This is a genomic window from Serratia sp. 25CWL12, assembly GCF_055790885.1.
This window is the reverse complement of the sequence record NZ_CM147698.1, coordinates 957,216-971,210: the sequence shown is the minus strand read 5'-3', so window position 1 is coordinate 971,210 and position 13,995 is coordinate 957,216. Positions and strand designations below refer to the sequence as shown.

Here is a 13,995-nt window from a genome sequence, read left to right as displayed (position 1 = left end):
TTAAACCTCATCCACAGAATGGCCTGCCAACGCACGACGAATCGAATTGTCCATACGGCGCGCGGCAAAATCTTGAGTTGTTGCATCAACGTCTTTGATAGCGGCTTCAATAGCAGCAGGATCGGTACCTTGCATCACTTGCCGCAGGTTTGCTACCGCCTGGTTGATGGCCTGGCTTTCTGCGTCACTGAGTAACGCGGCATCGCTGGCCAACGCCCCTTGCAAGCTTTCCAGTACCCGAGAAGCTTCAACCTGCTGCTCTGCCAGTTTGCGGGCGCCAATATCGCTTTGCGCATTGGCCATGGAATCTTTGATCATCCCGGCAATTTCCGCATCAGACAAACCATAGGAAGGCTTCACCTGTATAGAGGCTTCAACTCCTGTGGATTTCTCCATCGCCGTGACACTCAACAGACCATCGGCATCGACCTGAAAAGTCACCCGAATATGCGCGCCACCCGCAGCTAGCGGTGGTAAACCACGTAGCGTAAAACGCGCCAGCGAGCGGCAATCGGCCACCAGTTCGCGCTCCCCCTGCAGGACATGAATCATCATGGCGCTCTGACCATCTTTGAAGGTGGTGAACTCTTGCGCACGGGCCACTGGGATGGTGGTATTACGGGGGATCACTTTCTCAACCAGGCCCCCCATGGTTTCCAACCCCAGCGATAATGGGATCACATCCAGCAGCAGCATTTCGCTGTCTGGCTTGTTACCCACCAGAATATCGGCCTGAATAGCCGCACCGATAGCCACCACTTGATCCGGATCGATGGATGTCAGTGGGGTACGGCCAAAAAATGCCCCCACCTGCTCGCGCACCAGCGGAACACGAGTGGACCCACCGACCATCACCACCGCCAAGACCTCATCTATTGTGACTTCAGCATCTTTAAGTGCACGACGGCACGCCAACAGCGTGCGTTTCACCAAAGCAGCAATCAGCGTTTCAAACTGTTCACGGGTCACTTCCCCTTGCCAACCCGCCACATTGACCTGTGTGCTTGGTGCATCACTCAACGCAATTTTGGCCGCAATGGCGGCATCCAGCAATTGACGCTGCACCCCGTGGTCACTGCGATCAGCAACACCGGCTTGCTCACGCAACCAATCTGCCAGCAAATGATCGAAATCGTCACCACCAAGCGCTGAATCACCACCGGTAGCTAAAACTTCAAACACGCCACGGCTGAGGCGCAGAATCGAAATATCGAAGGTGCCCCCCCCAGATCGTAGACAGCAATCACCCCTTCCTGCCCAGAATCCAACCCGTAGGCAATCGCCGCCGCAGTGGGTTCGTTCAACAAGCGCAACACATGCAGACCAGCCAAGCGCGCCGCATCTTTAGTCCCTTGCCGTTGCGCATCATCAAAATAGGCAGGAACGGTGATCACCACACCATCGAGCTCGCCGTCTAATGCCTCTTTGGCACGTTCAGTCAATGCTTTGAGAATATCCGCAGAGACGCCCACCGGGTTAACCACGCCAGCGGGGGTGACCATCATCGGTAGACCATTGTCACTGGGCTGGAACTGATACGGCAGGTTGGGATAGCGTTGCAGCACATCAACCAGAGAGCGCCCCATCATGCGTTTGACAGAACTGATGGTATTGACCGGATCCTGTGCCGCTTGGGCACGAGCAGCCCAACCGACATGGTATTCGTCCGCCTGGTAATGGACAACTGAAGGTAACAGATAGCGCCCTTGCGCATCAGGCAATACTTCTGCCTGCCCACTGCGAACCGTAGCCACCAACGAGTTGGTGGTGCCCAAGTCAATACCTGCAGCCAGCCGGCGCTGGTGCGGCGCAGCACTAAGGCCAGGTTCACTAATTTGTAATAAGGCCATATATCAAAGCTTCCACAATCAAAAATCTCTCCCCTCTCTTGCAAGCCACCGCATGGTGCATGGTGACGATAGCGCCAAACCCTTGTTGCCAGATTAACGCTTGCAAAGTATCAGGTGATTACTCAAACCCCAGCAGTTTTTCTTCTAGTTGTTCAACCTGTTGCTGTAGTTTGTCCAAAAAACGTAGTTTCCGCACGCTGTCGGCTGCCACTTCCCATTGCTGGTTATCCAACTCCTGTACCATCTGCCTACTACGTTGTTGGCAACTGGTATTCAAACGCGCAGTAAAAGCAGCCAGCGCCTCCGATGCATCGGGTTGATGTGCAATGGCATCAAGCTCTTCACGTAACTCCAACTGCTCCATCAAGAATGCAGGATCACGCAGAGTATGTTGCTCATTGCGCAGATCAAAGCCGTGCAAAGATAACATATACTCGGCCCGTTTTAACGGATGCTTGAGTGATTGATAGGCTTCATTAATGGTTGCCGCCTGCTGCAATGCCATCAGGCGTTCACGTTCTGGTTGGGTAGCGAAACGGTCGGGGTGAAATTGGCGCTGCAGATCCTGATAGCGCGAAGTCAACAGGCTGCCGTCCACACTGTAACGAACTGGCAGCCCGAATAAAGTAAAGTAATCCATAATATGCTCTGGGCATTGAATTCTAAATAATTCAAGCTGCGATAGGTCGGTGAACCCTCGAAAACCCGCTATCTAGCTCACTCAAGCAGCAGGGAATTTACTGCTGCTTGAAAAACCGAGCCGTAACGGAGAACGCCATCAATGATCAGACGTTAAAACTTTCGCCGCAGCCACATTCACTAGTAACGTTCGGGTTGTTGAACTTGAAGCCTTCGTTCAAACCTTCTTTGACGAAATCAAGTTCGGTCCCATCAAGATAGACCAGGCTCTTGCTGTCAATAATCACTTTGACGCCTTTGTTTTCAAAAACGATGTCGTCATCGTTTTTTTCATCAACAAATTCGAGCACATACGCCATTCCAGAGCAGCCGGAAGTTCGCACTCCCAAACGCAATCCAAGACCTTTGCCACGGTGGTTCAAAAATGCCTGAACGCGCTGCGCAGCGCTGTCACTCATGGTTATTGACATAGCAACCTCATTCGAAGCCAAGCCCGACCACGCGGGCCAAATAACAAGTTATCACTACTTAGTGCCGTGCTTGCTCTTATAGTCAGCAATCGCTGCTTTAATGGCATCTTCTGCCAGAATTGAGCAGTGAATCTTAACGGGGGGCAACTCCAGTTCCTCGGCAATCTGGGTATTTTTAATCGCTTCGGCCTGATCAAGAGATTTGCCCTTCATCCACTCGGTCACCAAGGAACTTGAGGCAATGGCAGAACCACAACCGTAGGTCTTGAAACGGGCATCTTCAATAATGCCTTCATCGTTAACCTTGATCTGCAGTTTCATCACATCACCACAGGCCGGTGCACCTACCATTCCACTACCGACGGTTGGATCTTCATTATCAAACGATCCCACGTTACGTGGATTTTCGTAATGGTCTATTACTTTTTCGCTGTATGCCATGACGTTGCTCCTAAATCCTGAGAATTAATGATGTGCCCATTCGATGCTGTTGATATCCACACCCTGCTTGTACATGTCCCACAATGGAGAGAGTTCACGCAGACGGCCAATGGATTTACGTACCAGCGAAATGGTGTAGTCGATCTCTTCTTCGGTCGTGAAACGCCCAAGAGAAAAACGAATCGAGCTATGCGCCAACTCATCACTCATCCCCAGCGCACGCAGCACATAGGAAGGTTCCAGGCTGGCAGAAGTACAGGCAGAACCGGATGAAACAGCCAAATCTTTCAGCGCCATGATCAACGACTCGCCTTCAACATAGTTGAAGCTGACGTTGAGAATGTTTGGCACCCCATGCTCCAAATCACCGTTCAAATAGACTTCTTCCATATCTTTCACACCATTCCACAAACGATCACGCAAGCTACTCAAGCGTGCCATTTCAGTGGACATTTCTTCCTTGGCGATACGATAGGCTTCACCCATGCCAACAATCTGGTGGACAGGCAGCGTACCGGAGCGCATACCACGCTCATGCCCACCACCGTGAATTTGCGCTTCAATACGGATACGTGGCTTACGGCGCACATACAGGGCACCAATACCTTTAGGGCCATAAATTTTATGACCGGTGAAGGACATCAAATCCACTTTCAATTTACTCAGGTCGATAGGCAATTTGCCGACGCTCTGGGTCGCATCAACATGGTAGATAATACCATGGGCACGACACATTTCACCGATGGTTTCGATATCCTGCACCACACCAATTTCATTGTTCACATGCATAATGGAAACCAGAATGGTGTCTTCGCGCATCGCCGCAGCAAGGGTATCGAGATCGATAATGCCGTTGCTCTGAGGGGCCAGATAAGTGACCTCAAAGCCTTCACGTTCAAGTTGGCGACAAGTATCCAGCACCGCTTTATGCTCGGTTTTACAGGTAATAATGTGCTTGCCTTTCTTCTGATAGAAATTAGCTACACCCTTGATCGCCAGGTTATCAGACTCGGTGGCCCCAGAAGTGAACACAATCTCACGCGGGTCTGCGCCAACCAGTTCAGCTATTTGATTACGGGCGATATCTACAGCCTCTTCCGCCTGCCACCCGAAACGGTGGGAGCGAGATGCCGGGTTACCGAAAGTACCGTCGAGGGTTAAAAACTGCATCATCTTCTGCGCAACTCGCGGGTCGACCGGTGTGGTTGCCGAGTAGTCCAGATAAATCGGTAATTTCATTGCTCTTTTACTCCGTACATCACTTCCAAAAACAGATAAATGAGTCACTGACTGCTTATGCACGCAGATTCACGTTGATCTTTTCTTGCTGACGCTCATCAAGAGTACGGCGCTGACGATTTGCCACCTCCAGCACATCCTGATCATTAACCAGTTCAGCCAACGTGATGCCATTCAGAAACCCGCTAATACGATCACTCAGGTCACTCCATAAGGAGTGGGTCAGACAGCGCCCCCCCCTTGGCAACCCTCTTTGCCTTGGCAGCGGGTGGCATCTACTGACTCATCCACTGCAGAGATCACTGCACCAACGGCGATATCACCCATATCCTTGCCCAGCAGATAGCCACCACCTGGACCACGCACACTGGCCACCAGGCCATTCTTGCGCAGACGGGAAAAAAGTTGTTCCAGATAAGAGAGTGAAATACCCTGACGTTCGGAAATATCCGCCAGGGGTACTGGCCCTTTCTGGGAGTGTAATGCCACATCAAGCATCGCTGTCACGGCATAACGCCCTTTAGATGTCAGTCTCATAGCTAGTGATTACCTATTGGTCGAACATGTAGTAGAGTCTGACATTCCTGACTAAAACAGTCAACTATTTAACCGCACTATTTACTCAACTATTGGGCCTTTTTATACGACTTGTCTCTGGCTGTGAACCTGTTGCCTGGGTCACTCAAACTTCTTACCAAGGGCATTCAAACTTCTTACCAGGAACATTCAAGCTACTTACCAGGATCATTCAAGCAACGGTCGCCAAACCCGACCCGGTAACGCGGCCCGACCCTGCATGTTACCAAGATTAATTGCCTTGATTTTTATCCTGTTTTTCGATCGATGACAGCATCCCACGCAAAATATTCAGTTCCTGCTCTTCTGGCCGCGCCCGAGCAAATAAACGCCGCAAGCGCCCCATCACCTGGCCGGGATTCGCCGCACGGATAAAGCCGGTATGTACCAAGGTCTGCTCCAGATGCTGATAAAACCGTTCAAGATCGTCCACTAGCGGATAGAGCGTTTCTGCCGGTACTGGCGCGCCTTCCTGTTGGCGGTCGAGGTAAGCGACACGCACTTCATAGGCCAGAATCTGTACTGCCATCGCCAGGTTCAACGAGCTGTAATCAGGATTGGCCGGGATCGCCACATGATAGTGACACTTCTGCAATTCATCATTAGTTAGGCCAACACGTTCACGGCCAAAGACTAATGCCACCGGCCCCTGTTCGCTTTCCTGAACGGCTCGCACCCCACAGGTTCGAGGCTCTAACATCGGCCAGGGTAAAGTTCTTGAGCGCGCGCTAGTACCTACCACCAGACGGCAACCGGCAATGGCGGCATCAAAAGTATCAACCAGCGTGGCATTACCAATAACGTCGCTGGCACCTGCAGCCAAGGCGATAGCCTGTGAATCAGGTTTTACCAGCGGATTAACCAGATAAAGGTTGGTTAAACCCATGGTTTTCATGGCGCGGGCGGTGGAGCCCATATTACCGGTATGGGAAGTCTCAACCAAAACAATGCGGATATTGTGCAGCATACAAACTCTGAATGTAGAAGAAAATCGCCATATCCTAACACAGGCATCTCACCAAGTTCATGCAAGTTTCCGCCTCTTGTCTAGCCAGGTTGATTCAATTTGCACAAACTCAGGCATAGGTATTTTGCCAAACACCTGCTATAATCCGCGCGTTTCTCGTTCTTTAACATCCTGTGGAAAATGCCCATGCATCCGATGCTGACTATCGCTGTGCGCGCTGCGCGTAAAGCGGGTAACTTGATTGCCAAAAATTACGAAACGCCTGACTCTGTAGAAACAACGCAGAAAGGTTCAAATGACTTTGTTACTAACGTTGATCGTGAAGCTGAACGTCAGATCATTGAAATTATCCGTAAGTCTTACCCCAAACACACCATAATCGGTGAAGAATGTGGTGAGTTGCCGGGTGAAGATCAAGATGTACAATGGGTGATTGACCCACTGGATGGCACCACCAACTTTGTCAAACGCTTCCCACACTTCTCCGTTTCCATTGCTGTACGCATTAAAGGCCGTACCGAAGTAGCGGTGGTTTACGACCCAATGCGCAACGAACTGTTCACCGCAACCCGCGGTCAAGGTGCGCAACTCAATGGTTACCGTCTACGCGGCACTAATGCCAAAGACCTGGATGGCACCATCCTGGCCACCGGCTTCCCCTTCAAAGCCAAACAACATGCTCCCTCTTATATTAATCTGATCGGTAAACTGTTTACCCAGTGTGCAGATTTCCGCCGTACCGGTTCCGCTGCGCTTGATCTGGCTTATGTCGCCGCAGGCCGTGTTGATGGCTATTTTGAAATCGGCCTAAAGCCTTGGGACTTCGCGGCAGGTGAATTGCTGGTCCGTGAATCTGGCGGGGTGGTCACCGATTTTGTGGGCGGTCATAATCACTTGAACTCTGGTAATCTGGTTGCCGGTAACCCACGGGTGGTGAAATCGCTGCTATCAGTGATGCGTGAAGAACTGAGTGAAGCGCTGAAGCGTTAATGTTTTAATTTCTGCGATAACCAAGGTAACTGCCAGAGCGTTACCTTGGTCTCTCCTTGCTGTTCAAAATAATAACTTGTACTTAAAATAAGCAAAGGTTAGCGGGAAAACGGACGAACTCCGCCCCCTAGCTCAGGCTGCGCACTCATATACAGCACTATCCCCGCAAACAGTAAAGTTAAACCGCCAACCAATGCCAAGGTTCCCCAAGCTACGCGACTCCAAGCTGCGGAGGCACGCTGTCGGCTGATGCGGATCGCCAGTTTACGGCTGTAGTGCACAAACAGTGCCAGTAAAGAGATGGTCATTGATGTTCCCAACGCCATCGCCAAGGCAGAAAAAATACCCCAGGTAAAAACACCGATCACTTTGGAGAACAGCAACACCAGGATTGCACCTGAACAAGGGCGCATCCCCATCGCCAGTACAATCGCCGTTGTTGTTCGCCAATCTTTTCCCGCTTGCAACTCAGCATCATTGGGTAAATGGCGATGTCCACAGCCACAATCAATACCATGGGTATGTGTGTCGGGTAACGGTTGTAAACGGTTAATACGCAGTGCCGGCACTGGACGCAGGGATTTAATCGCTAAATAGAGGCGTTTTAGTGCACGCCAGCTTAGCAATACCCCCAATAATATCACCAAAATATAGCTGCCTCGCTCCAGCCAGAAACTACTCTGATGCAGTTGACTGGATGAGAGTTGCAGTACCACCAACACCAGTGTCACCAAGCCGATAGCCACCCCACCCTGTAACAATGAGGCAGCAAAGGTCAGTTTCAGGCTGGTTTTTAAACGTGTTGGATGAGTAGCCAGATAAGTCGCAATCACCACTTTGCCATGCCCTGGCCCCAAAGCATGTAAGACGCCATAACCAAGACTGAACAGCATCAGTGCTATACCCGCTTGCTGTGGTGCCGCCTTGACTTGTTGTAACAGTAGCGCCATTTCCTGATTTAACTTTTTCTGCCACACCACCGTATGCATTAATATCTGCGGCCAATAGTGCCAAGCCTGCTGGATCACCAGCGCCAGCAAAATCAAAAACAGCAGCAGTGGCCATAACCCGAGCATCCAATGATATTTCTGTCCCGCAGGTTGCCTGATCTTTATTTGCATGTCAGCGTCACTCGCTGGGCAAATTGTTGCCCTAATGCCAGGTCTTCAGGGGGGGAATCACTCTTGTCCAGGGACATGGCATAGGTTTTCAATGATGAATCCGGCTTGGGTGTCATCAAATTCAACTCACAGTGTTTGGCCATCTCTGGTGGCAACTGTAATGCTTTTTGATCCTGGTATGACATATCAACAAAATAGGTGGGATCATAGGTGGAAATCTTAAAAGGTTTACCCACCAACGGTTGTGCTTCCGCCAGTGGTAATACAAACTCCAATACCGCCTTATTTCCCTGGCGCGAAAGATGGTATTCCGTGGGCAGATTCAAGTATTTCACCGGTTTACCATCACGGTAAATATCGGTGAAATAGTGCTGCGCCAATACATTAGCCATCACCTCCGCCGCCAATTGTTTCCAGATTTCGGAATCACTTTTAGCGTTTTCAGCATCATACAACAGATCTGCTGAGGTCATTTCATCCATAACCCAAACCATTTTCAACCCAACCAGTTTCTGGTCTTTGGCGATAAACGTGGTATTCATATCAATAAAACTGTGTGGGTGGGCAATGGTTGCCATGCTGAACAACATTAACAGGCCAGCCAGCACCCTCGGGCCGCAGTGTTTCATCATAAAAATCGACTCATTGTTGTTGTCTACCCAATCATGCCCGTTACCGTTCGCCCGCAACTGAAATGGTTTTGGCTATAAACAGTACCGGCACCACGATTGCCGCCATTACCCAAAATACATCCTGCTGTAGATGTTCAAACAGAAAGCCAGCGACCACCGTCATCACGGCGATGCCGCCCCCCATTGCCAGAGCAGAATAGACGGCCTGTAAGCGAATCACTTCTGCGCCTTGGCGTGCCGCGATAAAACGCATTGCTGCCAGATGACAGACCGTAAAGGTGCCGCAATGTAGCACTTGTATCAATAGCAGCATGGAGAGTTCCGTCGTAGAAGCCATCAACCCCCAGCGCAGCAAACCACATACCGCCGATAACAACAGTAAACTCCCTGCATTCCAACGACGGAACAGGAAATTGCTGCAGGCAAAGAGTATCACTTCTGCCACCACCCCCAATGACCACAGGTAACCCACGCTAGCAGCGGAATAACCGGCTTCTTGCCAATAGATAGAAGCAAAGCTGTAATACCCGGCATGGGCCCCTTGCAATAGCGTCACGCACAATAGAAACCGCCATACCGGGCCTTCACTCAGCAATTCACGCCAGGAGCGGTTGCTGTTATGTTGTGCACGCAGCCCGCCACTGGGCATGACACTGGGCTTGAGTAGCATACCCAGCCACACCGCCAATAGGCTGATTAACAAGCTGAACAAGATGGCATTATGGCCCCAGACAGAAACCAGTTTGCCGGTCAGTGCGGAGCCCACCACAAAGGCCAGCGACCCCCATAAACGTACCCGGCCATAATCCAGCGCTATTTGCCGCTGCCAGGTTGCTGCCAACGCATCAGTCAACGGCACTAACGGAGAGGAAAGCAGGTTGAAACCCACCAGCACCAACATCAACCAAGCCCAGCCGTTACCAAAACAAAACCCGACAGCAGAAACCAGGGAAAGCAGTGCCAAAAGGCGTAATGCACTAATTAAACGCGAGGGATCTTTAACACGAGGGGCAATCAACAAGCTACCGAGAAAACGGGCCACCAAACCGGCGCCGAGCAAGATACCAATGGTTTCTGGTGCCAGCCCTTCCTCTTTCAGCCAGACACTCCAGAATGGCAGGTAAATACCAAAAGAAAAAAAATAAGTGAAATAACTCAGAGCAAGCCAATGCGTTGATTGCAGAACCATATTCCCTCCAGCCAGAGCCAACGGCATACTTTGACAGAGATCACATCTTGCAGCAATGCTCACTGATGTTTAAACCACAAGGGTGCAATCTAGCTCACGGTTTATTGCAATAGTGTTAAAAAAAACCCGCCGTAGCGGGTTTCGTCAGTCTATAGCGCAATCACTATAACTAGGCATACACCGGCAGACGAGCACAAATCTCCAGCACTTTTTTCTTGGTGCGTTCAATAGTGGATTCGTCGTTAATGTTATCCAATACGTCACAGATCCAGCCAGCCAGTTCACGCACCTCAGCTTCTTTAAAGCCACGGCGAGTCACTGCTGGCGTACCGATACGCACACCTGAAGTCACAAACGGGCTCTTCGGATCGTTTGGCACGCTGTTCTTGTTAACGGTGATATTGGCACGGCCCAGTGCGGCGTCGGCCTCTTTACCGGTCAGATTCTTATCTACCAGATCCAGCAGGAACAGGTGGTTGTGAGTGCCACCAGAAACTACCTTGTAACCACGCTTGAGGAATACATCGACCATCGCTTTAGCGTTGATTGCCACTTGCTGTTGGTAAACTTTGAACTCGGGCTCCATCGCTTCTTTTAATGCTACCGCTTTACCAGCGATCACATGCATCAATGGGCCACCCTGACCACCAGGGAACACAGCTGAGTTCAGTTTTTTATACAACTCTTCATCGCCGCCCTTAGCCAGGATCAAGCCGCCGCGCGGACCTGCCAGGGTTTTGTGCGTCGTGGTGGTAACGATATGAGCATGGGGCAGCGGATTCGGGTAAACACCTGCTGCGATCAGACCAGCAACGTGCGCCATATCCACAAACAGGTAAGCACCGATGCTGTCGGCTATTTCACGCATTTTTGCCCAGTCAACAACACCGGAATAGGCAGAAAAACCACCGATAATCATTTTTGGCTGGTGAAGCTGCGCTTGTTTAGCCAAATCGTCATAGTCAATCTGACCTGTTTCATCAATGCCGTAAGGCACCACGTTATATAACTTACCCGACAGGTTCACCGGTGAACCATGAGTCAAGTGGCCACCATGTGCCAGGTTCATCCCCAGGATGGTGTCACCTGGTTGCAGCAGTGCAGTATAGACAGCAAAGTTCGCTTGAGAACCAGAGTGTGGCTGCACGTTGGCATAGTCGGCACCGAACAGCTCTTTAGCACGATCGATAGCCAGTTGCTCAACGATATCCACATACTCGCAACCACCGTAATAACGCTTGCCAGGATAGCCTTCCGCATATTTATTAGTCAGTTGAGAACCTTGGGCCTGCATAACACGCGGGCTGGTATAGTTCTCTGAGGCAATCAGTTCGATGTGCTCTTCCTGACGCACCACTTCTTGCTCCATTGCACGCCACAATTCGGCATCATAATCTGCAATGTTCATTTCACGCTTTAACATCCGGCATCTCCTGGCTTTAATTCAGCTGACATACCCTATCGGTTTCAAGTTACCCACTTATTGGCGGTGTGAGTTCACGCAGCCACCTCGTTCGCGAATCGCCTGGGAAGTGGCTGATTTACCCCGTAGCGGTAACTTGGACCAATCAAGGTATAAAAATCCCCCTTTGGGCTCTGGGCAACAGTGTAAACCGTTTTACCCTATTGAGGATAGGCCTTGACAGAGGTTTTTACGCAAACGATTGGCTTTAGGTGGCACAAGGCTTTGATCCATTTACCACTCAATGATTGGCACTGGATTTTTGCTCATGATGATCATGCAGACTTTTCATGTTTGATGGCAGGAATAGTGGATAATTCCTGCCGCTTGAACGGAAAACTTAAACGCGGAAAAATTAAATCGCTTCTTCATCCTGTTCGCCAGTACGAATACGCACTACGCGAGCAACATCAAAAACAAAGATTTTTCCATCGCCAATTTTACCGGTTTGCGCCGTTTGCATGATGGTTTCTACACAAGTATCCACAATGTCATCAGGCACGACGATTTCAATTTTAACTTTCGGCAAGAAGTCGACCATATACTCCGCACCACGATATAACTCGGTATGTCCTTTCTGGCGGCCAAAGCCTTTAACTTCCGTTACCGTCATCCCGGTAATGCCCACTTCGGCTAATGCCTCACGCACATCATCCAATTTAAACGGCTTGATAATCGCGTCGATTTTTTTCATCTTATTTCCTCGCGCCTATCCACTAGGCTCTTAAATTACCAATTTTTACGGCCAAAGCCTGAAGTGATCGGATAACGACGATCTTTGCCGAAGTTGCGAGCCGTGATACGCGGGCCCACCGCAGCCTGACGGCGCTTATATTCGTTAATATCCACCAGGCGAATTACCTTACGTACCACTGACTCTTCAAAGCCCTCTGCCACCAGATCAGCAACTGACTTGTCATGCTCAACGTAACCTTCCAAGATAGCGTCCAGAATATCATAGGGTGGCAGACTGTCTTGGTCGCATTGGTCCGGTGCCAATTCGGCGGAAGGTGGGCGATCAATCACCCGTTGAGGAATCACGTAGGAGAGCGTATTGCGGTACTCAGACAGTTTGAATACCAGTGTCTTGGGGACGTCCTTCAATACATCAAAACCGCCAGCCATATCACCATACAACGTGGCATAGCCCACCGCCATTTCGCTTTTATTGCCGGTGGTCAATACAATACTGCGGCGTTTATTAGACAGGGCCATCAGCACCACACCACGACAACGCGCCTGCAGATTCTCTTCAGTGGTATCTTGCTGTGTGCCAGAAAACATCGGTGTCAGTTGCCCCATAAAAGCATCAAACATCGGTTCGATCGAGACAATATCAAATTCCACACCGAGGATTTCAGCTTCTTCTTTGGCATCCGCAATACTGATATCCGCCGTGTAGCGAAACGGCATCATTAACGCCTGCACCCGCTCTTTTCCTAGCGCATCAACGGCGATCGCCAAGGTCAACGCTGAGTCGATCCCCCCAGACAACCCAAGCACCGCACCTTTAAAACCATTTTTGGTCACGTAGTCACGTACCGCCAGCACCAAGGCAGCATAGATCTGCGCCAACTGCGGCATTTCTGCCGCTGGCGACACCATTGGCACCACATTCAGCTCATTAAATTCCAGCCGAGTAACCTGTTCACTAAAGGCCGCCAAGCGGTGAGTGATATTACCTGCCGCATCAAAAACCTTGGAACAACCGTCAAAAACCAGTTCATCCTGCCCACCTACCTGATTAAGGTAGACTAATGGCAAACCACTACGCTGGCAGTGCCCCTCTATCAGCGTGTTGCGGATATAAGGTTTTTCTCGACTATAGGGGGAGGCATTAATCGACAGTATGATTTCTGCGCCTGCCGCTTTCTCGGCGTCAACCGGCTCTGGAAACCATAAATCTTCACAAATCAACAGCCCGAGGCGATAGCCTTTCAGGCTCACCACACAACTTTTATTGCCTGGTTGGAAATAGCGTTTTTCGTCAAAAACACCATAATTCGGTAGTTGTTGTTTGAAATAGCGCGCCTGTAAACGGCCGGCAGAAAACAGCGACAGGGCATTATACAGTTTGCCCTCTTCACGCCACGGGTGCCCCAGCAGAATAGCCACATCGCCGGAGGCCTGCCGTAAACGTTCCAACTGGATATCACAACGCTGATAGAAATCATCGCGATACAGCAAGTCTTCTGGCGGATAACCGGACAACGCCAGTTCAGTGAACATCACCAGATCGACACCCGCTTGTTGCTGCTCGTGCACCGTTTGTAACATGCGTTCGCAGTTGCCTTCAATATCGCCCACCAGCAAATTCAGCTGGGCCAACGCAATGGAAAGTGATCTACTCATATCTCTATCATCTGCCCTACCGCAACAAAGAAAGCGAAGTGTAAAGCATTCCGCCTCATTTGTTGAG

At 50.4% G+C, this 13,995-nt stretch carries 12 protein-coding genes and 2 pseudogenes; 1 reads left to right on the top strand and 13 read right to left on the bottom strand.

Annotated features, from left to right (window positions below; genetic code table 11):
• The 7 genes and pseudogenes from hscA to trmJ all read right to left on the bottom strand — a co-directional run bounded on the left by hscA (position 1) and on the right by trmJ (position 6,182).
• Positions 1 to 1,850, bottom strand: a pseudogene (hscA, locus tag ACX9GV_RS04225) (Fe-S protein assembly chaperone HscA).
• A gap of 118 nt (positions 1,851 to 1,968) precedes the next feature.
• A complete protein-coding gene (gene hscB, locus ACX9GV_RS04220; RefSeq protein WP_473197147.1) occupies positions 1,969 to 2,490 on the bottom strand; it encodes a co-chaperone HscB in 522 nt (173 codons plus the stop codon).
• Between the two features lie 145 nt (positions 2,491 to 2,635).
• Positions 2,636 to 2,959 (bottom strand): iron-sulfur cluster assembly protein IscA, encoded by a 324-nt coding sequence (iscA, locus tag ACX9GV_RS04215; protein WP_023489156.1) that lies wholly within the window; start codon positions 2,957 to 2,959, stop codon positions 2,636 to 2,638.
• Positions 2,960 to 3,013: 54 nt separating this feature from the next.
• Positions 3,014 to 3,400 carry a Fe-S cluster assembly scaffold IscU gene (gene iscU, locus ACX9GV_RS04210; protein WP_023489155.1) on the bottom strand — a complete coding sequence of 129 codons (387 nt, stop codon included), beginning with the start codon at positions 3,398 to 3,400 and terminating at the stop codon, positions 3,014 to 3,016.
• A 24-nt stretch (positions 3,401 to 3,424) separates the two neighbouring features.
• Positions 3,425 to 4,639, bottom strand: a complete 1,215-nt coding sequence (locus ACX9GV_RS04205) for an IscS subfamily cysteine desulfurase (RefSeq protein WP_473197146.1) — start codon at positions 4,637 to 4,639, stop codon at positions 3,425 to 3,427.
• 55 nt (positions 4,640 to 4,694) lie between these two features.
• A pseudogene (gene iscR, locus ACX9GV_RS04200) lies at positions 4,695 to 5,176 on the bottom strand (Fe-S cluster assembly transcriptional regulator IscR).
• A 271-nt stretch (positions 5,177 to 5,447) separates the two neighbouring features.
• Positions 5,448 to 6,182, bottom strand: a complete 735-nt coding sequence (trmJ, locus tag ACX9GV_RS04195; protein WP_473197145.1) for a tRNA (cytosine(32)/uridine(32)-2'-O)-methyltransferase TrmJ — start codon at positions 6,180 to 6,182, stop codon at positions 5,448 to 5,450.
• A gap of 186 nt (positions 6,183 to 6,368) precedes the next feature.
• Between trmJ and suhB the strand changes: the two genes are divergently transcribed.
• Complete coding sequence (gene suhB / locus ACX9GV_RS04190) at positions 6,369 to 7,172, top strand: inositol-1-monophosphatase (protein ID WP_473197144.1); 804 nt, start codon at positions 6,369 to 6,371, stop codon at positions 7,170 to 7,172.
• 98 nt (positions 7,173 to 7,270) lie between these two features.
• Here suhB and ACX9GV_RS04185 read toward each other — a convergent pair whose 3' ends face one another.
• From ACX9GV_RS04185 to ACX9GV_RS04160, 6 genes are all read right to left on the bottom strand, one after another.
• Positions 7,271 to 8,293 carry a nickel/cobalt transporter gene (locus ACX9GV_RS04185; protein ID WP_473197143.1) on the bottom strand — a complete coding sequence of 341 codons (1,023 nt, stop codon included), beginning with the start codon at positions 8,291 to 8,293 and terminating at the stop codon, positions 7,271 to 7,273.
• Positions 8,284 to 8,925, bottom strand: a complete 642-nt coding sequence (locus ACX9GV_RS04180; protein WP_473197142.1) for a DUF1007 family protein — start codon at positions 8,923 to 8,925, stop codon at positions 8,284 to 8,286. The genes ACX9GV_RS04185 and ACX9GV_RS04180 overlap by 10 nt, the downstream gene beginning before the upstream one ends.
• 40 nt (positions 8,926 to 8,965) lie before the next feature.
• A complete protein-coding gene (locus ACX9GV_RS04175; protein ID WP_473197141.1) occupies positions 8,966 to 10,114 on the bottom strand; it encodes a 3-phenylpropionate MFS transporter in 1,149 nt (382 codons plus the stop codon).
• 169 nt (positions 10,115 to 10,283) lie between these two features.
• Complete coding sequence (glyA, locus tag ACX9GV_RS04170; protein WP_473197140.1) at positions 10,284 to 11,537, bottom strand: serine hydroxymethyltransferase; 1,254 nt, start codon at positions 11,535 to 11,537, stop codon at positions 10,284 to 10,286.
• 394 nt (positions 11,538 to 11,931) lie between these two features.
• The gene (gene glnB / locus ACX9GV_RS04165) at positions 11,932 to 12,270 is read right to left on the bottom strand and encodes a nitrogen regulatory protein P-II (protein WP_011147501.1); all 339 of its coding nucleotides are present in this window, start codon (positions 12,268 to 12,270) and stop codon (positions 11,932 to 11,934) included.
• 35 nt (positions 12,271 to 12,305) lie between these two features.
• Positions 12,306 to 13,928, bottom strand: coding sequence for an NAD+ synthase (locus ACX9GV_RS04160; protein WP_473197139.1), 1,623 nt, complete (start codon positions 13,926 to 13,928; stop codon positions 12,306 to 12,308).
• Positions 13,929 to 13,995 lie beyond the last annotated feature (67 nt).